The organism is Acidovorax delafieldii (assembly GCF_007993815.1).
GTDB lineage: Bacteria > Pseudomonadota > Gammaproteobacteria > Burkholderiales > Burkholderiaceae_C > Acidovorax > Acidovorax delafieldii.
Map to the genome: position 1 here is coordinate 165,511 of NZ_VJWE01000013.1, position 25,085 is coordinate 190,595.

At 63.1% G+C, this 25,085-nt stretch carries 21 protein-coding genes; 17 read left to right on the forward strand and 4 right to left on the reverse strand.

Annotated elements, in window-relative coordinates; translation table 11 throughout:
• The first annotated feature begins 159 nt into the window (after positions 1-159).
• The 16 genes from grpE to accD all read left to right on the forward strand — a co-directional run bounded on the left by grpE (position 160) and on the right by accD (position 19,232).
• Positions 160-711 carry a nucleotide exchange factor GrpE gene (grpE, locus tag ATF69_RS12850; RefSeq protein WP_056747651.1) on the forward strand — a complete coding sequence of 184 codons (552 nt, stop codon included), beginning with the start codon at positions 160-162 and terminating at the stop codon, positions 709-711.
• 93 nt (positions 712-804) lie between these two features.
• The gene (gene dnaK / locus ATF69_RS12855; RefSeq protein WP_056061472.1) at positions 805-2,754 is read left to right on the forward strand and encodes a molecular chaperone DnaK; all 1,950 of its coding nucleotides are present in this window, start codon (positions 805-807) and stop codon (positions 2,752-2,754) included.
• Between the two features lie 84 nt (positions 2,755-2,838).
• Positions 2,839-3,984 carry a molecular chaperone DnaJ gene (dnaJ, locus tag ATF69_RS12860; RefSeq protein ID WP_056061470.1) on the forward strand — a complete coding sequence of 382 codons (1,146 nt, stop codon included), beginning with the start codon at positions 2,839-2,841 and terminating at the stop codon, positions 3,982-3,984.
• A gap of 154 nt (positions 3,985-4,138) precedes the next feature.
• Positions 4,139-5,503 (forward strand): MBL fold metallo-hydrolase, encoded by a 1,365-nt coding sequence (locus tag ATF69_RS12865; RefSeq protein ID WP_146871207.1) that lies wholly within the window; start codon positions 4,139-4,141, stop codon positions 5,501-5,503.
• Positions 5,504-5,638: 135 nt separating this feature from the next.
• Positions 5,639-6,616 (forward strand): LysR family transcriptional regulator, encoded by a 978-nt coding sequence (locus ATF69_RS12870; RefSeq protein WP_146871208.1) that lies wholly within the window; start codon positions 5,639-5,641, stop codon positions 6,614-6,616.
• Between the two features lie 21 nt (positions 6,617-6,637).
• Positions 6,638-8,059 carry a 3-isopropylmalate dehydratase large subunit gene (leuC, locus tag ATF69_RS12875; RefSeq protein ID WP_146871209.1) on the forward strand — a complete coding sequence of 474 codons (1,422 nt, stop codon included), beginning with the start codon at positions 6,638-6,640 and terminating at the stop codon, positions 8,057-8,059.
• A gap of 69 nt (positions 8,060-8,128) precedes the next feature.
• On the forward strand, positions 8,129-8,254 hold the full coding sequence (locus ATF69_RS12880; protein ID WP_005795904.1) for an entericidin A/B family lipoprotein: 126 nt from the start codon (positions 8,129-8,131) through the stop codon (positions 8,252-8,254).
• 11 nt (positions 8,255-8,265) lie between these two features.
• The gene (leuD, locus tag ATF69_RS12885) at positions 8,266-8,916 is read left to right on the forward strand and encodes a 3-isopropylmalate dehydratase small subunit (protein ID WP_146871210.1); all 651 of its coding nucleotides are present in this window, start codon (positions 8,266-8,268) and stop codon (positions 8,914-8,916) included.
• A gap of 76 nt (positions 8,917-8,992) precedes the next feature.
• Complete coding sequence (gene leuB, locus ATF69_RS12890; protein ID WP_146871211.1) at positions 8,993-10,066, forward strand: 3-isopropylmalate dehydrogenase; 1,074 nt, start codon at positions 8,993-8,995, stop codon at positions 10,064-10,066.
• 402 nt (positions 10,067-10,468) lie between these two features.
• Complete coding sequence (gene asd / locus ATF69_RS12895; RefSeq protein ID WP_056061454.1) at positions 10,469-11,599, forward strand: aspartate-semialdehyde dehydrogenase; 1,131 nt, start codon at positions 10,469-10,471, stop codon at positions 11,597-11,599.
• A gap of 289 nt (positions 11,600-11,888) precedes the next feature.
• Positions 11,889-14,501 carry a motility hub landmark protein FimV gene (locus ATF69_RS12900; protein WP_146871212.1) on the forward strand — a complete coding sequence of 871 codons (2,613 nt, stop codon included), beginning with the start codon at positions 11,889-11,891 and terminating at the stop codon, positions 14,499-14,501.
• The gene (gene truA / locus ATF69_RS12905; protein WP_208758726.1) at positions 14,501-15,376 is read left to right on the forward strand and encodes a tRNA pseudouridine(38-40) synthase TruA; all 876 of its coding nucleotides are present in this window, start codon (positions 14,501-14,503) and stop codon (positions 15,374-15,376) included. The genes ATF69_RS12900 and truA overlap by 1 nt, the downstream gene beginning before the upstream one ends.
• Positions 15,373-16,173 carry a phosphoribosylanthranilate isomerase gene (locus ATF69_RS12910; protein ID WP_146871214.1) on the forward strand — a complete coding sequence of 267 codons (801 nt, stop codon included), beginning with the start codon at positions 15,373-15,375 and terminating at the stop codon, positions 16,171-16,173. Before truA ends, ATF69_RS12910 begins: the two co-directional genes overlap by 4 nt.
• Positions 16,151-17,434 (forward strand): tryptophan synthase subunit beta, encoded by a 1,284-nt coding sequence (gene trpB, locus ATF69_RS12915; RefSeq protein WP_146871215.1) that lies wholly within the window; start codon positions 16,151-16,153, stop codon positions 17,432-17,434. Before ATF69_RS12910 ends, trpB begins: the two co-directional genes overlap by 23 nt.
• The gene (gene trpA / locus ATF69_RS12920; protein WP_056061439.1) at positions 17,435-18,244 is read left to right on the forward strand and encodes a tryptophan synthase subunit alpha; all 810 of its coding nucleotides are present in this window, start codon (positions 17,435-17,437) and stop codon (positions 18,242-18,244) included.
• 115 nt (positions 18,245-18,359) lie between these two features.
• Positions 18,360-19,232, forward strand: a complete 873-nt coding sequence (gene accD / locus ATF69_RS12925) for an acetyl-CoA carboxylase, carboxyltransferase subunit beta (RefSeq protein ID WP_015013229.1) — start codon at positions 18,360-18,362, stop codon at positions 19,230-19,232.
• A 107-nt stretch (positions 19,233-19,339) separates the two neighbouring features.
• On the opposite strand, the gene ATF69_RS12930 is transcribed toward accD, so the two are convergent.
• Positions 19,340-19,891, reverse strand: coding sequence for a YggT family protein (locus tag ATF69_RS12930; protein WP_146871216.1), 552 nt, complete (start codon positions 19,889-19,891; stop codon positions 19,340-19,342).
• A gap of 79 nt (positions 19,892-19,970) precedes the next feature.
• Between ATF69_RS12930 and ATF69_RS12935 the strand changes: the two genes are divergently transcribed.
• Positions 19,971-20,606: an LON peptidase substrate-binding domain-containing protein gene (locus tag ATF69_RS12935; protein ID WP_146871217.1), complete on the forward strand. Its 636-nt coding sequence runs from the start codon at positions 19,971-19,973 to the stop codon at positions 20,604-20,606.
• A gap of 27 nt (positions 20,607-20,633) precedes the next feature.
• On the opposite strand, the gene ATF69_RS12940 is transcribed toward ATF69_RS12935, so the two are convergent.
• From ATF69_RS12940 to pseG, 3 genes are read right to left on the reverse strand one after another with little or no spacing between them, the layout of a single operon-like run.
• Positions 20,634-22,433, reverse strand: coding sequence for a polysaccharide biosynthesis protein (locus ATF69_RS12940; protein ID WP_146871218.1), 1,800 nt, complete (start codon positions 22,431-22,433; stop codon positions 20,634-20,636).
• 55 nt (positions 22,434-22,488) lie between these two features.
• The gene (gene pseI / locus ATF69_RS12945; RefSeq protein ID WP_146871219.1) at positions 22,489-23,547 is read right to left on the reverse strand and encodes a pseudaminic acid synthase; all 1,059 of its coding nucleotides are present in this window, start codon (positions 23,545-23,547) and stop codon (positions 22,489-22,491) included.
• Positions 23,544-25,079, reverse strand: coding sequence for a UDP-2,4-diacetamido-2,4,6-trideoxy-beta-L-altropyranose hydrolase (pseG, locus tag ATF69_RS12950; RefSeq protein ID WP_146871220.1), 1,536 nt, complete (start codon positions 25,077-25,079; stop codon positions 23,544-23,546). Before pseG ends, pseI begins: the two co-directional genes overlap by 4 nt.
• Positions 25,080-25,085: the final 6 nt, after the last annotated feature.

The window sequence follows — 25,085 nt, forward strand, 5'->3', positions numbered from 1 at the left end:
GCGGCCCTTGCAAAAACGGCGGTTGGGCCGACATGCCCTACAACCACTTGCGCCAACCCAGGGCCGTCATAACGACAAATCCCTGGCGCAGACCTTGAGATTTCCCGGCAAGCCCCCAGATGCCGCGCGTACTGCTTTTTTACCTCTTCAAATCCTGACATGTCAGACCACAGCCAAACCAACCCCTCCCCAAGCGCCCCCGCCCCCGAAGAAGTCGAAGCCGCCATGGCCGCCCACGCCTCCGACGAGCTGGCACGCCTGCAGGGCGAGCTGGCCGAGCTGAAGGCCAAAAGTGCCGATCTGGCGGACCAGTTCCTGCGCGCCAAGGCCGAGGCGGAGAACGCCCGCCGCCGCGCTGAAGAGGAAGTGTCCAAGGCCCGCAAGTTCGGCATCGAGAGTTTTGCCGAGAGCCTGCTGCCCGTGGCTGACAGCCTGGACGCGGCCCTGGCCATCAAGGAGGCAACGCCCCAGCAGCTGCGCGAAGGCGCCGACGCCACTTTGCGCCAGTTGACGTCTGCGCTGGAGCGCAACAAGGTGGTGGCCATCAACCCCGCCGCAGGCGCCAAGTTCGACCCCCACCAGCACCAGGCCATCAGCGTGGTGCCCGCGGAGCAAGAAGCCAATACTGTGGTGGCTGTGCTGCAAAAGGGCTACGTGATCGCGGAGCGCGTGTTGCGCCCAGCCTTGGTCACCGTGACTGCGCCCAAGTAAGCCTCAAAAAAATCGACCTGGAAGACTTGAAGCAAACCAAGTTATCCACAAGTTACTAGCCATCCAAACCATTCAAGCATTCGGAGAAAAATCATGGGAAGAATCATCGGCATTGACCTGGGCACCACCAACAGCTGCGTTTCCATCATGGAGGGCAACACGACCCGCGTGATTGAAAACAGCGAAGGTGCACGCACCACGCCCTCAATCGTGGCCTACCAGGAAGACGGCGAGATCCTCGTCGGCGCCTCGGCCAAGCGCCAGGCCGTGACCAACCCCAAGAACACGCTGTACGCCGTCAAGCGCCTGATCGGCCGCAAATTCACCGAAAAAGAAGTGCAAAAGGACATCGACCTGATGCCCTACAAGATCGTGGCTGCCGACAACGGCGACGCCTGGATCGAAGTGCGCGGCAACAAGCTGTCGGCCCAGCAGGTGTCCGCAGACATCCTGCGCAAGATGAAGAAAACGGCTGAAGACTACCTGGGCGAGCCCGTGACGGAAGCCGTCATCACCGTGCCCGCTTACTTCAACGACGCCCAGCGCCAGGCCACCAAGGACGCTGGCCGCATCGCTGGCCTTGATGTCAAGCGCATCATCAACGAGCCCACCGCTGCAGCCTTGGCCTTTGGCCTCGACAAGCAGGAAAAGGGCGACCGCAAGATTGCCGTGTATGACCTGGGTGGCGGCACGTTCGACGTGTCCATCATCGAAATCGCCGACGTGGATGGCGAAAAGCAGTTCGAAGTGCTGTCGACCAATGGTGACACCTTCCTGGGCGGCGAGGACTTCGACCAACGCATCATCGACTTCATCATCGGCGAGTTCAAGAAGGAACAAGGCGTGGACCTGTCCAAGGACGTCCTGGCCCTGCAACGCCTGAAGGAAGCCGCCGAAAAGGCCAAGATCGAGTTGTCGAATTCGGCAGCAACCGACATCAACCTGCCCTACATCACGGCCGACGCCTCGGGTCCCAAGCACCTGAACATCAAGCTGACCCGCTCCAAGCTGGAACAACTGGTGGAAGAGCTGATCGAGCGCACCATCGCTCCTTGCCGCATGGCGATCAAGGACGCGGGCGTGTCGGTGTCCGACATCCATGACGTGATTCTGGTCGGCGGCATGACCCGCATGCCCAAGGTGCAGGAGAAGGTCAAGGAATTCTTCGGCAAGGACCCCCGCAAGGATGTGAACCCTGACGAAGCCGTGGCCGTGGGCGCAGCCATCCAGGGCCAAGTGCTGTCGGGCGACCGCAAGGACGTGCTGCTGCTGGACGTGACCCCCCTGTCGCTGGGTATCGAAACCCTGGGTGGTGTGATGACCAAGATGATCACCAAGAACACGACCATCCCGACGAAATTCGCTCAGACCTTCTCGACGGCCGATGACAACCAGCCTGCCGTGACCATCAAGGTCTATCAGGGCGAGCGCGAAATGGCCACCGGCAACAAGCTGCTGGGCGAGTTCAACCTCGAAGGCATTCCACCCGCAGCCCGTGGTGTTCCGCAGATCGAAGTGTCGTTCGACATTGACGCCAACGGCATCTTGCACGTGGGCGCCAAGGACAAGGGCACCGGCAAGGAAAACAAGATCACCATCAAGGCCAACTCGGGCCTGTCGGAAGAAGAAATACAGAAGATGGTGAAGGACGCCGAGCTGAACGCTGCGGACGACAAGAAGAAGCTGGAACTGGTGCAAGCCCGCAACCAGGGTGAAGCCGCTGTACACAGTGTCAACAAGAGCCTGGCCGAACACGGCGACAAGCTCGACGCAGGTGAAAAGGACGCAATCGCTGCAGCCGTGAAGGCCCTCGAAGAAGCCCTCAAGGGTGAAGACAAGGCCGCGATTGACGAAAAGACGACCGCGCTGATGGCCGCCAGCCAGAAGCTGGGCGAGAAGATGTACGCCGAATCGCAGGCAGCGCAAGCCGCCCAGGCGGCCGGTGGTGCAGACGCCGCAGGCGCATCGGCCGGTGCAGCCAACAAGCCCGCAGACGACGACAACGTCGTTGATGCCGAGGTGAAGGAAGTCAAGAAGGGCTGAACGAGCCCCCGTTGACCCGAGCCGCCGCGCAATGCTCGTCAGGGGCTGCGCGGCGTTCCTGTTCCAACCGGGTTCTGAATCACTATGTCCAAACGAGACTTTTACGAAATCCTGGGTGTTCCGAAGAACGCCTCGGACGAAGAAATCAAAAAGGCCTATCGCAAGCTGGCGATGAAGCACCATCCTGACCGCAATCAGGGGGACGCAGCCAAGCCTGCCGAAGAGAAGTTCAAAGAGGCCAAAGAGGCCTACGAGATGCTCTCGGACCCCCAAAAGCGTGCGGCCTATGACCAGTATGGCCATGCGGGGGTAGACCCCAACATGCGCGGCCCTGGTGGCGCGGGAGCGGAAGGATTTGGCGGTTTTGCGGAAGCCTTCGGCGACATCTTTGGCGACATGTTCGGCCAACAAGGCGGGCGCGGGCGCGGCGCCGGTGGACGTCAGGTCTACCGTGGCAGTGACCTCAGCTATGCCATGGAGATCACGCTCGAAGAAGCAGCTCGCGGCAAAGACGCGCAGATTCGTATCCCATCCTGGGACACCTGCGATACCTGCCATGGCAGCGGCGCCAAACCCGGCACCAGCGCCAAGACCTGCGGCACCTGCCAAGGCGCGGGCACCGTGCAAATGCGCCAGGGCTTCTTCAGCGTGCAACAGACCTGCCCCCACTGCCGTGGCACGGGCAAGATCATTCCTGAGCCTTGCACCACCTGCCATGGCCAAGGGAAGCTCAAGAAGCAGAAGACGCTGGAAGTGAAGATTCCTGCCGGCATCGACGATGGCATGCGCATCCGTTCCACCGGCAACGGCGAGCCGGGCACCAACGGCGGCCCACCAGGCGACCTGTACATCGAGATCCGCCTGAAGAAACACGACATCTTCGAACGCGACGGTGACGACCTGCACTGCCAGGTACCGGTAAGCTTCATCACAGCGGCGCTGGGTGGCGAGATCGAGGTGCCCACCCTGCAGGGCAAGGCGGCCATCGACATCCCCGAAGGCACCCAGGCCGGCAAGCAGTTCCGCCTGCGCGGCAAGGGCATCAAGGGTGTGCGCGCCAGCTACCCAGGTGACTTGTACTGCCACATTGCGGTCGAGACACCCGTCAAGCTCACCGAACACCAGCGCAAGCTGCTGCGCGAGCTGGAAGACTCCCTCAAGAAGGGCGGCGCACGCCATTCGCCCAGCGGCGAGAGCTGGACGGACCGGCTGAAGAACTTCTTCAGCTGATCACGCGCGGGTTTCCCGCCAAAAACCGCCTGCAGCCCCAAGGCCGCAGGCGGTTTTTTCTTGATGCAAGGCAAGAAACCCCCTGGCAACGTCCGCAGGCGCAATCCGACCAGTAGGATGGTCATCATCGATGATCACCCGGGAGTCTGGACACATGAACGTCAACATCACCTTCCTGGGGGGCTCCGGCACCGTCACCGGCTCCAAGTACCTGGTGCGTTACAACGGCAAGAGCCTGCTGGTCGATTGCGGCCTGTTCCAGGGCTACAAGCAGTTGCGCCTGCGCAATTGGCAGCCCCTGCCCGTCACGCCGCACCAGATCGACGCCGTGGTGCTGACCCATGCCCACCTGGACCACAGCGGCTACCTGCCGCTGCTGGCGCGCGACGGCTACACCCACGCCATCCACTGCACCCCGGGCACACGTGACCTGTGCACCATCCTGCTGCCCGACAGCGGGCACCTGCAAGAAGAGGACGCGGCCTTCCTCAACCGCCACCAGCTCAGCAGCCACAGCCCCGCCCTGCCCCTGTATACCCGGCTCGACGCGCTGCACTGCCTCAAACAATTCCAGATCCATGCCTTCCACAAGGCCTTCGAGCCCCTACCCGGCTGGCGCGTGACCCTTTCGCCCGCAGGCCACATCCTGGGTGCGGCCAGCGTGCTGCTGGAGGTGGGCGGCAGGCGCATCCTGTTCTCTGGCGACCTGGGCCGGCCGGACGACTTGCTGATGAATCCACCGGACGCCCCGCCCCAGGCGGACACCGTGCTCATCGAATCCACCTATGGCGACCGCGAGCACCCGCCCGAAGGTCTGCTCGACGAACTGGGCCCCGCCCTACAGCGCCTGGCCGCACGCGGGGGCATCGCCGTGGTGCCCGTCTTCGCCGTGGGCCGTGCACAGGTCGTGCTGCACGCCATCGGGTTGTTGAAGGCGCAGGGTGTGGTGCCAGCATCGCTCAAGGTATTCCTCGACAGCCCCATGGCCGTGAGCACCACCGGACTGTTCCAGCACCACATGCAGGAACACCGCCTGAGCGGCCGCGAGGTGCAGGCGCTAGAGCATGGCGCCACCATGGTCCAGACACCCGACCAATCCAAAGGACTGGCCAAACTGCATGGTCCCATGGTCATCCTGTCAGCCAGTGGCATGGCTACCGGGGGCCGCGTGCTGCACCACCTGGCACTGCACGCTGGCGATCACCGCAACATGATCATTCTGACCGGGCACCAGGCGCCGGGCACACGCGGCGCGCGGCTGGCTGAGGGCGAAAAGACCATCCGCATTCACGGCCAGGACGTGGCCGTGCGCGCCGAAGTGGTCAAGTTGTCTTCCGCATCGGCCCACGCCGACGGCAACCAGCTCATCGCCTGGCTGCGCAGCATGGGCCACGCGCCCGACCAGGTGTATGTGGTGCATGGCGAAATGGGCGCCGCCGACCTGCTGCGCCAGCGCATTGAACACGAACTGCGCTGGCGGGCCTCAGTGCCAGAGCACGGCAGCACCTGCGCGGCCTGAGCCTCGGTCTCTTTCTGCACTCCAGAGAGCCACTCTTGCGCAGAAGGGCATCTCATCCATCGCGTATCGCGATGACAAACCACCGACAATGGGGAGAAAATATGAAACCTTCTCTTTATGAGAAGTCAAAACCCCATGAAAAGCTCCGAGCGCAGTTTTGCGCGCCGTATTGACCTCACCTCGCTGCAATTGTTTGTGGCGGTGTGCGAGCTGGGCAGCATCGGCCGCGCCGCCGAGCGCGAATTCATTGCAGCATCGGCGGTCAGCAAGCGCCTGTCGGACCTGGAAACGGCTGTAGACACCGCCCTGCTCTACCGCCACAGCCGGGGTGTGACGCTCACGCCCGCTGGCGAGAGCCTGCTGCATCATGCGCGCACCGTGCTGTTTGGCCTGGAGCGCATGCAGGGCGAACTGAGTGAATACGCCGACGGCGTTCGCGGCCATGTTCGCATGCACGCCAACATATCGGCCATCTTCCAGTTTCTGCCCGAAGACCTGGGCGCCTTTGCGCGCGAGCATAGCCAGATCAAGATCGACCTGCAGGAGCACCTCTCCAGCGATGTGCTGCACGCCGTGCAAGAAGGGGCCGCCGACCTGGGCATCTGCAACATCGGCATGGCGAACGGCGGCGGCGTCCTGGAGCTGCAGAGCCGCCCCTACCGCGCCGACAATTTGGTGCTGGTTGTGCCCCGAGCGCATGATTTATCTGCGCTGGATGCTATCAATTTTGAAGAAGTCCTGGACTGGGACATTGTGGGCCTGCACGCCAACAGCAGCATCAGCCTGGCCATGCGCGCAGCCGCCGCCGCCGCCGGGCGCCCCCTGCGCCAGCGCATCCAGGTGACGGGGCTGGACGCCATGTGCCGCATGATCGACAACGGCCTGGGCGTGGGCCTGCTGCCCGACCGGGCGTTTGCGCTGATGCGCGGCGTGGGCAACCTGCAAGCCATTCCGCTGAGCGATGCCTGGGCCCACCGCGAACTGCGCGTAGTAGCCCGCGACTTTGATGCCCTGCCCGTCACCGCGCGTTTGCTGGTGGAACACCTCTCACCCCGGGCAGAACCCGCCCCGGCGCACCCGGCCCCCGACACTAAAATCCAATCACCCACCTGAAAGCAGAAAGAAAGCCACGCCATGGGACGCACCCTGTACGACAAGATCTGGGACGAGCATGTCGTCCACACCGAAGAGGACGGCACCTCCATCCTCTACATCGACCGCCATCTGGTGCATGAAGTCACCAGCCCTCAGGCATTCGAAGGTCTGCGCGAAGCGGGCCGCAAGGTCTGGCGCATGAGCTCCATCGTGGCCACGGCCGACCACAACACGCCCACCACGGGCTGGGAAAACGGCTACGACGGCATCACCGATCCGATCAGCAAAGAACAGATCACCACGCTGAACGACAACATCGCGCAGATCACACCCGCCGCGTTCTTCCCGTTCATGCACAAGCGCCAGGGCATCGTGCACGTCATTGGCCCTGAAAACGGTGCCACCCTGCCCGGCATGACGGTGGTGTGCGGCGACAGCCACACCAGCACGCACGGCGCGTTTGGCGCCCTGGCCCACGGCATCGGCACCTCCGAGGTCGAGCACGTGATGGCCACGCAGACCCTGCTGGCCAAAAAGGCCAAGAACATGCTGGTGCAGGTGGACGGCACGCTGGCCAAAGGCGTGACCCCCAAGGACGTGGTGCTGGCCATCATCGGCAAGATCGGCACGGCCGGCGGCACGGGCTACACCATTGAATTTGCAGGCTCCGTCTTCCGCGCCATGAGCATGGAAGGCCGCATGACCGTGTGCAACATGGCCATCGAAGGCGGCGCGCGCGCGGGTCTGGTGGCGGTGGACGACAAGACCATTGAATACGTCAAGGGCCGCCCCCTGTCGCCCACGGGCGTGGAATGGGACCAGGCCGTTGCGTACTGGAGGACGCTGCACTCCGACGCCGACGCAAAGTTCGACACCGTGGTCAAGCTTGATGCGGTCGACATCGTGCCGCAGGTCACCTGGGGCACCAGCCCCGAGATGGTGCTGGGCGTGGACGCCCGCGTGCCCGACCCGGACAAGGAAAAGGACACCAACAAGCGTGGCGCCATCGAGCGCGCGCTGACCTACATGGGCCTGCAGCCCGGCAAGCCGATCAATGACATCACCATCGACAAGGTGTTCATCGGCAGCTGCACCAACAGCCGCATCGAAGACATGCGTGAAGCCGCTGCCGTGGTGAAGAACCTGGGTCGCAAGGTGGCCAGCAATGTGAAGCTGGCCATGGTGGTGCCCGGCTCGGGTCTGGTCAAGGAGCAGGCCGAGCGCGAGGGCCTGGACAAGATTTTTGTGGCCGCAGGCTTTGAGTGGCGCGAGCCCGGTTGCAGCATGTGCCTGGCCATGAACGCGGACCGGCTGGAGCCTGGCGAACGCTGCGCCTCCACCAGCAACCGCAACTTTGAAGGCCGCCAGGGCGCTGGTGGCCGCACGCACCTGGTGAGCCCGGCCATGGCCGCAGCCGCTGCCGTGCACGGCCACTTTGTGGACATCCGCCAGTTCACCTGAGCTGATCATTCATCCCATCATCCGCCCGTTGTCCTCTCTACTGCCCCAACCGCCTGAAGGAGCCTTGTCATGAAAAAGACCGCCACCCTCATCGCCCTGTCCCTGGCCTTTGTGCTGGCTGGCTGCAACACCGTCAAGGGTGTGGGCCAGGACATTGGCAAAGCCGGCAGCGCCATCGAGCGGGCCGCCAAGTAACTGATACCGCCATGCAAAAATTCACCTTGCTCAAGGGCCTTGTGGCCCCCATGGATCGCGAGAACGTCGATACCGACGCCATCATCCCCAAGCAGTTCCTCAAGTCGATCAAGAAGACCGGCTTTGGCGTGAACCTGTTTGACGAATGGCGTTACCTGGACCACGGCGAGCCCGGCCAGGACCCCGCCAGTCGCAAGCCCAATCCCGACTTCGTGCTGAACCAGCCGCGTTACCAAGGCGCCAGCATCCTGATCGCACGCAAGAATTTCGGGTGTGGTTCCAGCCGCGAGCACGCGCCGTGGGCCTTGGATCAGTTCGGCTTCCGCGCCATCATCGCGCCCAGCTTTGCGGACATCTTCTTCAACAACTGCTTCAAGAACGGCCTGCTGCCCATCGTGCTGCCCGAGGCCACGGTGGCCCAGCTGTTCGATGCAGTGCTGGCCTTCCCCGGCTACCAGCTCACCATCGACCTGGAGCGCCAGGTCATCGTGCGCCCCCAGGGCGAAGAGATCCCGTTCGACGTGCAGGCCTTCCGCAAGTACTGCCTGCTCAACGGTTTTGACGACATCGGCCTGACCCTGCGCCAGTCGGACAAGATCAAGGCCTTTGAAGCCCAGCGCCTTGCCACCAAGCCCTGGCTGGCACACACCATGGTGTCGTAACTCAAAAATTCAGCCCAATCGGCCGCAAGCGATACATCCATATGCGCTAGCAGCTATCAAAAACAAAGCAAAATCAATGAAAATCGCAGTTCTGCCGGGTGACGGCATCGGTACCGAAATCGTGGCCGAGGCCGTCAAGGTCCTCAACGCACTCGACCTGAAGTTCGAGATGGAATCGGCCCTGGTCGGCGGCGGCGCCTACGAGGCCCACGGCCACCCGCTGCCCGAATCCACCCTCAAGCTCGCCAAGGAAGCCGACGCCATTCTGTTCGGTGCCGTGGGCGACTGGAAATACGACAAGCTCGACCGCCCCCTTCGCCCCGAGCAGGCCATCCTGGGCCTGCGCAAGAACCTGGGCCTGTTCGCCAACTTCCGCCCCGCCATCTGCTACGAGCAGCTGGTGGGTGCATCGAGCCTCAAGCCCGAGCTGATTGCCGGCCTGGACATCCTCATCATCCGCGAGCTGACCGGCGACATCTACTTCGGCCAGCCGCGCGGCCGTCGCACGGCAGTGGACGGCCACTTTCCCGGTGCCGAAGAAGCGTTTGACACCATGCGCTATAGCCGCCCCGAGATCGAGCGCATCGCCCACGTCGCCTTCCAGGCCGCCCGCAAGCGCAATAAGAAGGTCACCAGCGTGGACAAAGCCAACGTGCTGGAAACCTTCCAGTTCTGGAAGGACGTGGTCACCGACGTGCACAAGGAATACCCCGACGTCGAATTGCAGCACATGTACGTGGACAACGCGGCCATGCAACTGGTCAAAGCCCCCAAGGCGTTTGACGTGGTGGTGACCGGCAACATGTTCGGCGACATCCTGTCGGACGAAGCCTCCATGCTGACGGGCTCCATCGGCATGCTGCCCTCGGCCAGCCTGAACAGCAGCAACCAGGGCCTGTACGAGCCCAGCCACGGCAGCGCACCCGACATCGCTGGCAAGGGCGTGGCCAACCCGCTGGCCACCATCCTCTCGGCAGCGATGATGCTGCGCTTTAGCCTGAACCAGGAAGCCGCCGCCCAGCGCATCGAAGCCGCCGTGCAGAAGGTGCTGGCCCAGGGCCTGCGCACGCCCGACATCTACAGCGAAGGCACCACCAAGGTCGGCACGGCGCAGATGGGCGACGCGGTGGTGAAGGCGCTGCAGACGTAAATCACCCCAGCCGTCCGAGCTGCCCACAGCGGCGGCGCGTGGCATCCACAAAAGGCGATCCTCTGTGATCGCCTTTTTTATGGGCGCGGACCGACTCGCACACCCATCCAGCCCGCCAGGGGCGCCGTCGCCGAGCGGGCCATGGCGTTCCCGCAACGCTGCAAGCCCCGTGCAAGCCGCGATCCATTACAATCATGCCCATGTTTGCCGCCCGCCCGTTCGACCTGAACACCGCTACTGCCGCCCTGGCAGGCTTGGCTGTGCGCGCAATCACCACCAAAACCACGACCATTATTAAGGGCTGATCCAGCTCCGGTACCGTCGTGCGCCCTCTCCCGGCCAGACGAGCCGGGGCAAACAGTCTGGTCTGGCACTGTTTCTTAATCTGAAAGGGGCGTTGAAATGAGCAAGTTGGTAGGTTTGGTCGGCTGGCGCGGCATGGTCGGCTCGGTGTTGATGGACCGCATGGTCGAGGAAAAAGACTTCGACCTGATTGAGCCATTGTTCTTCTCCACATCCAATGCCGGCGGCAAGGCCCCTGCGCAGGCCAAGAACGAAACCACACTGCAAGACGCCTTCAACATCGACGCCTTGAAGCGTTGCGACATCATCATCACAGCCCAAGGCGGCGACTACACCACCGAAGTCTTCCCCAAGCTGCGTGCCGCAGGCTGGAACGGCCATTGGATCGATGCTGCTTCGACCCTGCGCATGGAAAAAGACGCGGTCATCATCCTGGACCCCGTCAACATGCCCGTCATCAAGGACGCGCTGGCCAACGGCGGCAAGAACTGGGTGGGCGGCAACTGCACCGTGAGCTGCATGCTGATGGGCGTGGGCGCACTGTACAAGGCCGGGCTGGTCGAGTGGATGAGCACCCAGACCTACCAGGCGGCATCGGGCGGTGGCGCGCAGCATATGCGCGAATTGCTCACCCAATACGGCACGCTGAATGCCGAAGTGAAGGCCCTGCTCGACGACCCCAAGAGCGCCATCCTGGAAATCGACCGCAAGGTCATCGCCAAGCAGCGCGCACTGACCGGTGCAGAAACCGCCAACTTTGGCGTGCCGCTGGGTGGCTCGCTGATCCCCTGGATCGACAAGGACCTGGGCAACGGCCAGTCCAAGGAAGAGTGGAAGGGCATGGCTGAAACCAACAAGATCCTGGGCCTGGGCGAAGGCTTTGACTCCGCAGCCATTCCAGTCGACGGATTCTGCGTGCGCGTGGGCGCCATGCGCTGCCACAGCCAGGCCCTGACCTTCAAGCTCAAGAAGGACGTGCCCGTGGCCGACCTCGAAGCCATGATCGCCGCCGACAACGAGTGGGTGAAGGTGGTACCCAACACCCGCGAAGCCACCATCAAGGACCTGACACCCGTCGCCGTGACGGGCACCATGACCATCCCCGTGGGCCGCATCCGCAAGCTGGCCATGGGCCCCGAGTATGTCGGCGCCTTCACCATCGGCGACCAGCTCCTGTGGGGAGCCGCCGAGCCACTGCGTCGCATGCTGCGCATCTTGCTCAACGCCTGATCGTCTCACTTCATAAAGCGCGCGCAAGCCCCCTTGCGCGCGCTTTTTTACGCCTGAGACATCGACACACTCGGTTACGCTGCGTTGGCAATTGGCAACATCTGCATGCCCCAATTTGGGGCACCGGGACCCCACTCAAAGCTTCGGAGCCACCTCAGCTTGTCAGTGCAAAACATTGATGCTATGGTGCTTTTTACATATTTTCACGCGCCGGGGCGGGGATCAGACCATGAGAACAAAAGCACCGCTCGTCCGAGCCGCAAAAAATCCTAATCAGTTGTTGGCAAACATGCATCGTTGGAAATTTTCTGTCCTGGCGGCCGCGGCCGTGGCTTGCGCTGGTTTCTACACCAGCGACGCGTCTGCGCTGGCACTGGGCCGCATCACCGTGCAGTCTGCCCTGGGCGAGCCGCTGCGCGCTGAAATCGACCTGCCACAGATCACTCCTGCCGAAGCGGACTCGCTGCGTGCCACGACGGCCACGCCTGAGGTTTTCCGTGCCCAGGGCATGGAATACACGCAAACCATGAACAACCTGCAGATTCAACTGCAGCGCCGCGCCGACGGCACCGCCGTGTTGCGCCTGTCAAGCGACCGGCCTGTGAACGAACCCTTCCTGGACTTGGTGCTGGATGCCAACTGGGGCTCAGGCCGCATCGTTCGCAGCTACACCATGCTGTTTGACCCGCCAAGCATGCGCCGCGCAGCCCCTGCCGTCACAGCAGCGCCCCAAATTTCTGCCCCGGTGGCGCCCCAGGTCCCTGCAACGCGCCCCGCAGCCACAGCCCGTGCCAGCGAGGCAACCGCCGCTGCACCCGCACCCCGTGCGGCAGCCCCACGCCCGGCCCCCGCAGATGGCGTGACGGTACAGGCCGGCGATACCGCCGGCCGCATCGCGAACGCGTACAAGCCTGCAGGCGTTTCGCTCGACCAGATGCTGGTCGCCATGATGCGTACCAACCCGGACGCATTCATCCAGGGCAACGTCAACCGCCTGAGGGCAGGTGCCGTGCTGCAAATGCCCGACCAGGCCGCAGCGCAATCCACCACAGCCCCCGAAGCACGTCAGATTCTGGCCGCACAGGCCCGTGACTTCAACGACTTCCGCCGCAAGCTCGCGGGTGCGGCTCCTTCGACCGAAGTGGCGGCTGCCCAGCGCTCCGCTTCTGGCACCGTACAGACGCGCGTAGAAGACAAAAAACCCGCGACCGCAGCGCCCGACAAGCTCACCCTGTCCAAGGGGGCCGTCAAAGGCCAGAAGGCAGCCGAAGAGCAAGTCGCCAAGGACAAACAGGCCAGCGAAGCCGCCACGCGGATGGCAGAGTTGTCCAAGAACATCACCGACCTCAACAAGCTGAGCGCAGCCTCTGCAGCCGCCGGAGGCAGCCCTGCGCCCGCCGCAGCGGGTGCAGCCAGCGCACCTGCGGGGGTGGCTGTGCAGGCCCCAGCCGTCCCGGCAACACCGACCACGCCGCCGGCGCCCGAAGCCCCGGCATCCGCCCCCGCAGCGGCCGCGAGCACCCCGCCAGACACCGCAGTGGCAGCAGAAGCGGCCGCCTCGGCACCCGCCACGGAGGCGTCTGCACCCGCACCGGCCCCCAAACCAGCGCCCACACCCAAACCTGCTCCGGCCCCCGTCGAGGAGCCCGGTTTCCTGTCCACCCTTATGGACGACCCACTGCTGCCTATTGGCGGCGGCATCCTGGTGGCGGGTCTGCTCGGATTTGGCGCTTACCGCCTGGTCCAGCGCCGTCGACAGAACGGTGGGGTGGACAGCTCCTTCCTGGAAAGCCGCATTCAACCCGACTCGTTTTTTGGTGCCAGCGGCGGCCAGCGTGTAGACACGGCCAACAGCGATATGACCACTGGCTCGTCCATGGCCTATTCACCCAGCCAACTGGACGCCGGCGGTGACGTGGACCCCGTGGCCGAAGCCGACGTTTATCTGGCCTACGGCCGCGATCTCCAGGCCGAAGAAATCCTGAAAGAAGCCGTGCGCCACAACCCGGGCCGCGTCTCAGTGCACGTCAAGCTGGGTGAAATCTACGCCAAGCGCCAGGACCGCAAAGCCCTTGAGGCCGTCGCAGGCGAAGTGTTCAAGCTAACCCAGGGCGAAGGGCCTGACTGGAACCACATTGCCGAACTCGGGCGTGACCTGGAGCCCGAAAACCGCCTGTACCAACCTGGCGGCCGCCCCGGAATGGCCGAGGATGAATCACCCTCCGTGCCACCGGGCGGGTTCCCCAGCACCTTCACTGGTGCAGGCAGCCCTGCCGCAGCCCCGCCCCCAGACTTGGACCTCGACCTGGATCTGGACCTGCCCGATGACGCGCTGACGGACGCCCCCCCCGCTGCAGCCGGTGGTTTTGCTGCGGCTGCTGCGGCTGCTGCGGCCAACAACCGCAGTGAAGCCAGCGAACCACAGACGCTGCGCCCCGAGTTGGATCTGCCCAGCATCCCCGACGAGCCCACGGCCGCGTGGAGCAGTCAGGAAACCGCTCCGAGTCCCATGATGGCGCCGCCTCCAGTGGCCAATCTGGACTTCCCCAGCAGCGACGACCTGACCATGGCGCCGTCCGGCCCCATGCCTCTCCATGGCGAGCCCCAAGACTCCGGCCCTATGGAGTTTGATCTGGGCGACCTGTCGCTGGACCTGAACGCCCCCTCCAAGCCCATGGCAGCTCCCGCCGCCAAGGCCCCGGCGGCTCCCGCACCGGAATTCACCGACGATGGATCGGCCGCAGCGCAGGACGACCCGCTGGCCACCAAGCTTGCGCTGGCCGAAGAGTTCAACGCCATCGGGGACACCGACGGCGCTCGTACGCTGATTGAAGAGGTGGTGGCAGAGTCCAGCGGCGCCCTCAAGACCCGCGCCCAGCGCATGCTGGCCGAACTGGGCTGATGCCGCTCGGCCCCTCCGCTGATTTAACCCCCAGCACGTCCCCAGGCCGTCCCGTGACCCGGGTGGCGCTGGGTGTCAGCTACAACGGCCAGGCCTACAGTGGCTGGCAGAGCCAGCTTTCTGGCAACACCGTGCAGGACAAACTCGAAGCGGCCCTGGGCCGCTTTGCTACGCATCCGGTCAGCACCCTTTGCGCAGGCCGTACCGATGCGGGTGTGCACGGCCTGATGCAGGTGGTGCACTTTGACACCCCGCTGAACCGGCCCGCGGCGTCCTGGGTCCGGGGTACCAACACCTTCCTGCCCTCCGACATCGCGGTGCAATGGGCTCAGGCCGTCCCAGACCACTTTCATGCGCGTGCCAGCGCCGTGGCCCGGCGCTATGCCTACGTGCTTCTGCAATCGCCGGTGCGGCCCAGCGTGGATGCCGGGCGGGTGGGCTGGGTGTTTCACCCGTTAGACCATGACGCAATGCGGCAGGCGGCCGACTACCTGATCGGCGAGCATGATTTCACCTCGTTTCGCGCGTCCGCCTGCCAGGCCAAGACCCCGGTCAAGACCTTGCAACGCATCGACATCGTGCGACGGGGGGCGGACACACCGCACCCCGAACTGGGCTGGAGCCCCTGTTACTGGCGTTTTGAATTCGAAGCCAACGCCTTCTTGCACCACATGATCCGCAACATCATGGGCTGCCTGATCACCATCGGCCAGGGCACGCAGCCTCCCGAGTGGATGGCCGAGGTGCTGGCAGCCCGGTCCCGCAAGATGGCTGCGCCGACATTCTCGCCAGACGGGTTGTACTTTCAAGGGCCCGTCTACGACGCCGCCTGGGGGCTACCCCAGCGCACGGCTGCGTATGATTGGCTTCCATGAACCAGGCCACTACACCGACCACAACGGCCCCCGCCGTCAGTCAACGCCTCCACGCTCCTTTCCAGGCGTCTGCCAACGTACGCACCCGCATCAAGATCTGCGGGCTGACCCGCGAGGAAGACGTGGATGCAGCTGTGGCTGCGGGCGCCGATGCGGTGGGTTTTGTACTCTACGCCCCCAGCCCACGGTCGGTCACCCCCCAGCGGGCCGCGCAGTTGGCACGGCGCCTGCCGCCGTTTGTCACGCCCGTGCTGCTGTTCGTGAACGAATCCACTCCTAATGTGATAGCAGCCAGTGCAATGATTGCTGGCGCTACAGTGCAATTCCATGGTGATGAGACGCCACAGGACTGCATGGCGGCCACCCACCAGGGGGCACGCCCCTACCTGCGAGCCGCCCGAATTCCCCTCGGAGATGGAGCGGCGCAGTTTGACCTCGTAAAATACGCCCACGATTACTCTCACGCCCAAGCCATCCTGCTCGACGCCCATGTCGAAGGTTTTGGCGGCAGCGGCAAGGCATTCAATTGGTCACTCCTTCCACCAAGCGTCAGCTCTCACCTCGTTTTGTCTGGTGGACTCACGCCTGCAAACGTGACCGATGGCATTTTGCAAGTCCGCCCGCGGGGTCTCTCGCTGGCGGTTGATGTCAGTTCCGGCGTCGAAACCGATGGTCCTGATGGCAAACCCGTCAAGGGCATCAAGGACGCCGTGAAGATCCAACGCTTCGTTGCCGCCGTGCGTGCGGCCGATGCACAACTTGCAAAGAACCCCCATGAATTCCTATCAGCAACCTGATGCTTCCGGCCACTTCGGCCCGTATGGTGGCAGCTTCGTCAGCGAAACCCTGACCCACGCCATCCAGGAGCTGCGCGAGGCTTACGCGCGCTACCAGAACGACCCTGAATTTCTGGCTGAATTCCATTACGAACTCAAGCACTTCGTGGGTCGCCCCTCCCCCATCTACCATGCAGCGCGCACCAGCCGCGAGATGGGCGGCGCGCAGATCTATCTCAAGCGCGAAGACCTGAACCACACAGGCGCGCACAAGATCAACAACGTGATCGGCCAAGCCATGCTGGCCAAGCGCATGGGCAAGCCCCGCGTGATTGCCGAGACGGGTGCGGGCCAGCACGGCGTGGCCACTGCCACCATCTGCGCGCGCTACGGGCTCGAATGCGTTGTCTACATGGGTGCCGAAGACGTGAAGCGCCAAAGCCCCAACGTGTACCGCATGAAACTGCTGGGCGCTACGGTGGTGCCCGTGGAGTCTGGCAGCAAGACCTTGAAGGACGCCCTGAACGACGCCATGCGCGATTGGGTGGCGAATGTGGACAACACCTTCTACATCATCGGCACGGTGGCGGGCCCGCACCCCTACCCCATGATGGTGCGCGACTTCCAGAGCGTGATCGGCAAGGAATGCATTGAGCAAATGCCCAGCATGCTGGCCGAGCAAAAGGTGCTGGGCCAGCAACCCGATGCCGTGATCGCCTGTGTCGGCGGCGGCAGCAATGCCATGGGCATCTTTCACCCTTACATCCCTTTCGAGAAAACGCGCCTCATCGGCGTGGAGGCAGCGGGCGAAGGCCTGGAGTCGGGCAAACACTCGGCATCGCTGCAGAAGGGCAGCGCGGGTGTGCTGCACGGCAACCGCACCTTCATCCTGCAGGATGACAACGGCCAGATCACCGAAACCCATAGCATCAGCGCAGGCCTGGACTACCCCGGCGTGGGCCCGGAGCACGCCTGGTTGCAGGAAATCGGCCGCGCCGAATACGTCGGCATCACCGACCAGGAAGCGCTGGACGCCTTCCACTACCTCTGCCGCACCGAGGGCATCATCCCCGCACTCGAATCCAGTCACGCCGTGGCCTACGCCATGAAGCTGGCCAAAACCATGCGCCCAGACCAGTCGATCCTGGTCAACCTCTCGGGCCGGGGCGACAAGGACATTGGTACTGTGGCCGATCTCAGTGGCGCCGACTTTTACTGCCGACCCAGCTGCCAGGGGCAGTCCGTCAAGGGCGGCGAGCAACCCATCAAGGTGGTGAAATAAATGAGCCGTATCGCATCCACCTTTTCTGCCCTGCAAGCACAGGGCCGCAAGGCGCTGATTCCTTATGTGACCGCCGGTTTCCCGTTTGCCGACATCACCCCCGCGCTCATGCACGGCATGGTCGAGGCCGGTGCCGACGTGATCGAGCTGGGCGTGCCCTTTTCCGACCCCATGGCCGATGGCCCGGTGATCCAGAAGGCGGGTGAAAAAGCCCTCAGCCTGGGCATTGGCATGGTGCAGGTGCTCGACCATGTGCGTGAGTTCCGCAAGCGCAACAGCACCACGCCAGTGGTGTTGATGGGCTATGCCAACCCTGTGGAACGCTACGACCAGAAGCACGGCGAAGGTGCGTTTGTGCGCGACTCTGCCGCTGCGGGCGTGGACGGCGTGCTCATCGTGGACTACCCGCCCGAAGAATGCGAAGCCTTTGCCGCCAGCCTGCGCGCGCACAGCATGGACCTGATCTTCCTGCTGGCCCCCACCAGCACGGATGAACGCATGGCCCAGGTGGCGCGTGTGGCCAGCGGCTATGTGTACTACGTGTCGCTCAAGGGCGTGACCGGCTCAGGCGCGCTGGACACGGCGGCCGTGGAGCAGATGCTGCCCCGTATTCGCCAGCACGTGACCATCCCGGTGGGTGTGGGCTTCGGCATCCGCGACGCCGCCACCGCCCAGGCCATCGGCAAGGTGGCCGATGCCGTGGTCATCGGCAGCCGCATCATCCAGTTGATTGAAGACCAGGAGCACGCCAAGGTGGTGCCCCTGACCATCGACTTCCTGCGCGGCATCCGCAAGGCCCTGGACGCCTAGTCGCATAATGCAGCCCGGCGCATCCTGCGGGGTGCGCCGACAGATTCACACCCGGCCTGCCCCGCAAACGCCTACGGGCTTTGTAGCAGGTCGCGCCACTGAAGAGGAGAACACCATGTCCTGGCTCGAAAAACTTCTGCCCGCCAAAATCCAGCAAACCGACCCCACCGAGCGCCGTCAGGTGCCCGAAGGCCTGTGGATCAAGTGCCCGAGCTGCGAGACGGTGCTCTACAAGGCCGACCTGGAGCACAACCAGAATGTGTGCCCCCACTGCAGCCACCACCACCGCATCGGTGCGCGCGCCCGACTGGACGCATTTCTGGATGCTGAAGGCCGCTACGAAATCGGCCAGGAAGTGCTGCCCGTAGACGCGCTCAAGTTCAAGGACAGCCGCAAGTACCCCGAGCGCCTGAAGGAAGCCCTGGAGAACACCGGCGAGACCGACGCCCTCATCGTGATGGGCGGCGCGGTCAAGAGCATCAACGTCGTCGCCGCCTGCTTCGAGTTCGACTTCATGGGCGGCTCCATGGGGTCCGTGGTGGGCGAGCGATTTGTGCGTGGCGTGGAAACCGCCATCGAGCAAAAGGTGCCCTTCATCTGCTTCACCGCCACCGGCGGCGCACGCATGCAGGAAGGCCTGCTGTCGCTCATGCAGATGGCAAAGACCAACGCAGCGCTGACCCGCCTGGCCAAGAAGGGCCTGCCCTACATCAGTGTGCTGACCGACCCCACCATGGGTGGCGTGAGCGCAGGTTTTGCCTTTGTGGGCGACATCGTGATTGCCGAGCCCAAGGCGCTGATCGGCTTTGCTGGCCCGCGCGTGATCGAATCCACCGTGCGTGTGACCCTGCCCGAGGGCTTCCAGCGTGCAGAGTTCCTGCAAACCAAGGGCGCGGTGGACTTCATCTGCGACCGCCGCGAACTGCGCAACACCGTGGCCAGCAGTTTGGCTATGCTGCAACGACTGCCTGCTGACGCGGTGATGTAAATACCCGGTCCCCGAAAAGGGGACTGAGTGAGGCCTCACCACGCCATTGCTATATTTTCAATAGCAAACAGAGCATACTTGGCTAGCGCATCGGGCCTTTGGGATGCTTAACGCATCACACTGGCCTGCAAATGACCCAGAACAATCATCACGACCTGCAGCGCCACCAGCGCCACCAATGGCGACAGGTCGAAGCCGCCCATCAGCGGAATGACGCGCCGAAAAGGACGCAACACGGGTTCACACAGGCGCGCGATCACATCCGCCAGCGGTGAACGGCCACCCTGTACCCAGGACAGGACGGCATAGACAATCAGCAGGCCGATCAGCCCCGAGACCGCCACGCGCAGCAGCCCGAACAATGCCAGCCAGGGCAACCACGCCCATGCCGATCCTGCACCGAGCAGCAACGTCAACAACGCGTACTGCACCAGCTGCACCAGCATCGCTGCCACCAGACTGGACACATCCCAACGCCCCGCAGGGGGGATCACCCGTCGCAGCGGCATGATCAGCCAATCGGTCAACGCAAACACCAACCCACCGACCGGGTTGGAGAACGGCACCCGCTGCCACTGCATGTACAGCCGCAAAAGGCAGGCTCCGGTCAGCAAGCCGCCAACAACATCGAGCAGGAAAGAGGCGATCTGATAGAGCATGGATGAGACAAAAACAGTGGTGTGCAGCAAAAGCCGACGGTGTCATGGGATGATAGCGGGCGAAGGCATCCGCGCGCCCATGACCCCACCCCTCACCTTGTCGTCCCTGCCGCTTTTCCCCCTGGGCTCTGTCTTGTTCCCGGACGGAGTGCTAGCTCTGAGGGTGTTTGAGGTGCGCTACCTGGACATGGTGCGCAAGTGCCACCGGACAGGCGCCCCCTTCGGCGTGGTTGCACTCACCCAAGGCCAGGAAGTGCGCCAAGCCGGAGCGCCAGAAGAACGCTTCAACGACATCGGTACCCTGGCCATCATCGAGCAATTGGAGACACCCCAGCCCGGACTGGTCACCCTGTTATGCCGTGGTAGCCAGCGTTTTCGTATCACTCAGCGCCATCACCTGCAGCACGGCCTTTGGATTGCTGACGTCGATCACGTCGAACAGGATCTGACAGTGCCGGTTCCAGACGATCTCAAAAAGGCGTCAACTGCATTGGCGCAGGTCTTGCACACGCTGCAGGTACGCGACCCAGACATGCCCCACTTGATCACCCCCACGGCAGCACAACTGAACGATTGCGGCTGGGTGGCGAACCGATGGTGCGAACTGCTGCCAGTGCCACTGGAGCTGAAACAGCGACTGATGGAGCTAGACAACCCCCTGGTCCGCCTGGAACTGGTGGGGGATGTGCTGGAGCGGACGGGGATCGCGCAGTAGCGCGAGAGACACAGGCCGCAGCCTGAGTCAACGGACTGTGTATTCAGGTACCAGACTCTGGAGCCAGGCACGCAGCGACGAAGCTGCCGGGGCAACCCCTAAACTCTCAATATCGCTGCAGACCGTCTCAGGGTTCAGGCGGCCCGGTGAGCTGGTTTTGGCTACGTGCAGTTTGGGATGTGGTGTCGGAATAGTGGTTTCGCCATTGGCAAGAAGCTCTTCGTAGAGTTTCTCTCCGGGTCTGAGCCCTGTGAACACCACAGGAATTTCCTGCTCGTTTTTGCCAGACAACCGTATCAATATCTTCGCGAGATCAAGGATTTTGACGGGCTCCCCCATATCCAGCACAAAAATCTGCCCTGATTGCCCCATCAAACCAGCCTGCAGAACCAGTTGGGCAGCTTCCGGAATCGTCATGAAGTAACGAACAATGTCCGGATGCGTGACTGTTACAGGACCGCCACGTGCGATCTGAGCAGAAAACAACGGAACAACCGAGCCACTGGAACCCAACACGTTTCCAAAACGCACGGCCACAAAACGCGTGCTTTCGCATTCGCTAGCCACCGACTGCATAACCAGTTCAGCGAGCCGTTTACTCGCACCCATGACATTGGTCGGGTTGACCGCTTTATCGGTGGATATCAGCACAAAACGCGTAGCTCCGACAGCGCCAGCGACGCGAGTAGCATTCAACGTTCCTAACACATTGGTGCGCAGGGCTTCCACCTCGTTCAAAGACTCCATCAAAGGAACATGCTTGTAGGCGGCAGCATGAAATACCACCGTCGGTCGGTGGAGCTGAGCAATGGCAAGCAATCGCTCATATTCTCGGACGTTGGCGGTGTAGTAAAGCCCTTGCATTTGGGGATGAGCCCTGCGTAGCTCTTGCTCCAATTGGTAGATGGCGTATTCGGACACGTCAACACACACAAGCCGCGCAACACCAAAGCGCGCAATCTGGCGGCACAATTCAGATCCAATCGAACCTCCTGCACCGGTGACCAGCACCGTCTCTCCGGTAATGAGATCAGACAGGCCCTTTTCATCCAGCGCCACAGGCGCTCTACCCAGCAAGTCCTCCAGCTCGATACGCCTAGGTTGACCATCTTCAGCGCGCAGCCACTCGTCCGGCCGCGGCATTGTCAAAAGGGGCAGACTCGCTTCGCTAGCACCCATGAGCACTTCTCGCCGGGCATCAGACCCTGCGGCCAAGACCACAAGGGCGGCTACCGCTTGGGTGCGCGCAGCAATATGGGAGAGGTCGCCCAAACCTCCCAGCACGCTCAGTCCCTGCAGGCTGCGGCCTTTTTCGGCGGCGATGGGACTGACGATACCCACCGGCGACCACAGCCGCGCCCCGCGCAACGCAGGCAGTGCCGCTGCCGCGTCTTGAACCGAACCCACCAGCAGCAAGGGCTTGCCGGTAGGTGCACTTTGCCCACGGTTGACCAGCAATAGTCGGGCGCTGATGCGGGCACCGCCCAAAAGCAGCAACACCAACATGGGATGCAACAGCAGCACCGAGCGCGGGAAGGACCCGACTCGCAGCATCAGCACTGCAGACGCAGACAACAAACCGGCGAACACCACGCCATATACAAGGCGCGTGAGTTCGGCCACGCTGGTATAGCGCCAGATGTGGCGGTACACCCCCCATACCAGCAGACTCGTACCAAACCCGAGCAACGGCCATGGCAGGGTGTCAACCATCATGGCCTGGAATTCATCGGGTGTCTCGAGGTTGAAGCGGAGCCAAAACGCAAGCCACCAGCCAAGTGCAACCAGTGCCAAGTCGATCGGCAGCTGCAGCCAACGGTTGCTCATAGGCTGCACACTGCTCACGGGCATATCGGTTGCGTGACACAGGGTAGCACGGCGCTCACGAGTCCTGGCCTTCACCTAGCAGCGACCATGCCATGGGGGTGCCGGCCTTCACATCTTGTCCGATGGACAAACCCAATAGGCTGCCCAGATGCTTGGGCGCGAGACCGAATCCGGGCCGCACACAGCGCAAGTTTTCAGAGGTGAGCACCTCACCGGCCTGCAAGTCCTTCGCGATGTAGAGCGATCGGCGAAAAGCAAGTGACCTCATCTCGGCTGCTGTAGGGCCGTAGCTCACTTGCCCCAGTGCCTGCCAAGCACGCTCAGTCTCTTCACGCAACTGACGCAGCTCCTGAGGCTCCATCGAGAAAGAAGAATCTACGCCACCGTCGGCGCGGTGCAGAGTAAAGTGCTTTTCGATCACCGTTGCGCCTAAAGCTGTAGCCGCCACCGCCACGCCGCAACCCAGGGTGTGATCCGACAGACCGACTTCGCAGCCGAACAGAGTGCGCATGTGCGGGATGGTCGAAATATTGGTGTTGTCGGCACTCGCCGGGTAAGTGCTGGTGCACTTGAGCAGCACAAGGTCACGGCATCCGGCGTCGCGCGCAGCGCGCACGGCCTCATCAATCTCGCCTGCCGTGGCCATGCCGGTGGACATGATTATGGGCTTGCCGGTAGCCGCCACGCGGCGGATCAGCGGCAGGTCGGTGTTCTCGAACGAGGCAATCTTGTATGCCGGCACATTCAGCGATTCAAGAAAGTCTACCGAACTGAAATCGAACGGTGTGCTGAAACAATGCACACCGTGGCTGGCAGCGCGCTCCATGATTGGCACGTGCCATTCCCAAGGGGTATGGGCTTCCGCATACAGCTCGTACAACTGGCGCCCCGCCCATAGACTTTTGGGGTCGTCAATCGTGAAGCCGGGCATGCACAGGTTCAGCGTCATGGTATCGGCGGTGTAGGTCTGCAGCTTGATGGCGTCAGCACCGTGCGCGGCGGCGGCATCCACGATGGCCAGCGCACGTTCCAGCGACTGGTTGTGGTTGCCAGACATTTCCGCGATGAGATAGGGGCGCTGGCAGAGGCCTATGGTGCGATCGAGGATTTTCATGATTCGGTGTATTCCGAGGCAGGCAATGGGCCAACCAATTTCCGGTATCGCAAAGGCCCCCAATGGTATCCAGCAACCTGAAACAGACGTTGTGATGCGGTGTTGCCAGGCAGGACCTGTGCCTCCAAGGTGAAGCCGCCGGGGTGCAACGCAAGCAGCGCCTGTTCACCGGCCGCCAGCAGTCGCTGCCCCAGGCCCAGGCCTTGCAGGTCTGGGTCGGTATAGAGCGAAACCTCAACATGTCCGCTGTCGAGCCAGTCGAAACGGATGCTGCCCACGGACAATTGGCCGATCTGGGCAACGAACAACCAGCGCGCAGGGTTCTCCAACACGGCGTGCAGCCAGCGCTGGTGCGCGTCAAAGGCGATTGTGTCCTGGGAGACCGACACCACGCGCACAGAGAGGTGGTTACGCCACGCATGCAACTGCGAGGCGTCGTCGGGGGTGGCGGGGCGCAGTTGCAGATGGTCGCGCAGAAGCATCAGAGCCACGCGCTGGGCGCCACGGCCATCAACCAGTGCTGCCGCACGCTCAGAAAGCACAAGCCGTGCAGTGGGATCCGCGATAAGTTCACGCAGCACGCCCGGCAGGGTCGCTTCATCGGCGGAACGCACCGCGCCCAGTTCTGCCAGACCAGCCACCACAGCCGATTGGTTGGCCGCCATGACCAAGGCGACGGTGGGGGCACCGACACAGCAACGCTCCCAGGTCGCCCCACCACCAGCGCCGATCTGCAGGTCATGGCGTGCGAAGAAGGCCGAGAGATCGGATTGATCTACTGTCAACATGACGCTGGAGTCCGCGGCACAAACCTCACGCAGCGCGTCCAGGCGCGGATTGGCCGAAGTGGACACAACCTCGATGAGTCCGACAAAACCTGCTGCCCTGCAGGCATCCAACACGCGGGCCGACACGCCCTCCGGGTCGGTTCCTCCCATGAAGATACCAAGGCTGCTCACCTTGGGCTGGTAGGCGTAGCGCAACCCTCTCCGGTATGCGGGTGAGAGCAAAGCGTAACGCGGACCAGCCAACCAGCGCGACTCGCACGCCAGCCGACCCGCGTATTTGGCACGGTGGTCGGGCGCCCAGTTGGGGTCCAGCAAGACATCGGCACTTATTGCACGGTCTGCGGTGTCGTCAATCACTAACAGGCGGCAGCCGAGGGATGTACGAACAGTCTCATGCCAGCGCGCATCAAAGGCATAGTGGTCTACCACAATCCAGTCGGGTTGCTTGCTTCGCAGGGCGTTCGCGGTGTCCTCGGCGTCCTGAAACCACGAAACACGTGCCCATGCAGCATGTGGCGTGGCGGTTGTATTGGTCGAAGTGTCGCCACTGGGTGCAGGCAACCAGTGCAAACAGCAAGGCGTTTCACGCGACAACACCTGCGCCGCTACAGCGTCCAGAGCGCGCGTTACCAGTATGACCTGAGCACCTTGTTCTAGGAGCGCGTGCGTCAATGACAGGCAACGCGTTAGGTGACCGGTGCCCATGTTCGCAGATGCATCTACGCGAATCGCCACAAGCGTCATGTCAGG

Coding starts and splice junctions, on each gene's coding strand:
- grpE (WP_056747651.1), top strand. CDS start 160: ATGTCAGACCACAGCCAAACCAACCCCTCCCCAAGCGCCCCCGCCCCC.
- ATF69_RS12940 (WP_146871218.1), bottom strand. CDS start 22,433: ATGAGCAACCGTTGGCTGCAGCTGCCGATCGACTTGGCACTGGTTGCA.
- ATF69_RS12880 (WP_005795904.1), top strand. CDS start 8,129: ATGAAAAAGACCGCCACCCTCATCGCCCTGTCCCTGGCCTTTGTGCTG.
- accD (WP_015013229.1), top strand. CDS start 18,360: ATGTCCTGGCTCGAAAAACTTCTGCCCGCCAAAATCCAGCAAACCGAC.
- ATF69_RS12935 (WP_146871217.1), top strand. CDS start 19,971: ATGACCCCACCCCTCACCTTGTCGTCCCTGCCGCTTTTCCCCCTGGGC.
- ATF69_RS12930 (WP_146871216.1), bottom strand. CDS start 19,891: ATGCTCTATCAGATCGCCTCTTTCCTGCTCGATGTTGTTGGCGGCTTG.
- pseI (WP_146871219.1), bottom strand. CDS start 23,547: ATGAAAATCCTCGATCGCACCATAGGCCTCTGCCAGCGCCCCTATCTC.
- ATF69_RS12900 (WP_146871212.1), top strand. CDS start 11,889: ATGCATCGTTGGAAATTTTCTGTCCTGGCGGCCGCGGCCGTGGCTTGC.
- dnaJ (WP_056061470.1), top strand. CDS start 2,839: ATGTCCAAACGAGACTTTTACGAAATCCTGGGTGTTCCGAAGAACGCC.
- leuD (WP_146871210.1), top strand. CDS start 8,266: ATGCAAAAATTCACCTTGCTCAAGGGCCTTGTGGCCCCCATGGATCGC.
- leuC (WP_146871209.1), top strand. CDS start 6,638: ATGGGACGCACCCTGTACGACAAGATCTGGGACGAGCATGTCGTCCAC.
- trpB (WP_146871215.1), top strand. CDS start 16,151: ATGAATTCCTATCAGCAACCTGATGCTTCCGGCCACTTCGGCCCGTAT.
- trpA (WP_056061439.1), top strand. CDS start 17,435: ATGAGCCGTATCGCATCCACCTTTTCTGCCCTGCAAGCACAGGGCCGC.
- ATF69_RS12865 (WP_146871207.1), top strand. CDS start 4,139: ATGAACGTCAACATCACCTTCCTGGGGGGCTCCGGCACCGTCACCGGC.
- asd (WP_056061454.1), top strand. CDS start 10,469: ATGAGCAAGTTGGTAGGTTTGGTCGGCTGGCGCGGCATGGTCGGCTCG.
- truA (WP_208758726.1), top strand. CDS start 14,501: ATGCCGCTCGGCCCCTCCGCTGATTTAACCCCCAGCACGTCCCCAGGC.
- ATF69_RS12910 (WP_146871214.1), top strand. CDS start 15,373: ATGAACCAGGCCACTACACCGACCACAACGGCCCCCGCCGTCAGTCAA.
- leuB (WP_146871211.1), top strand. CDS start 8,993: ATGAAAATCGCAGTTCTGCCGGGTGACGGCATCGGTACCGAAATCGTG.
- pseG (WP_146871220.1), bottom strand. CDS start 25,079: ATGACGCTTGTGGCGATTCGCGTAGATGCATCTGCGAACATGGGCACC.
- dnaK (WP_056061472.1), top strand. CDS start 805: ATGGGAAGAATCATCGGCATTGACCTGGGCACCACCAACAGCTGCGTT.
- ATF69_RS12870 (WP_146871208.1), top strand. CDS start 5,639: ATGAAAAGCTCCGAGCGCAGTTTTGCGCGCCGTATTGACCTCACCTCG.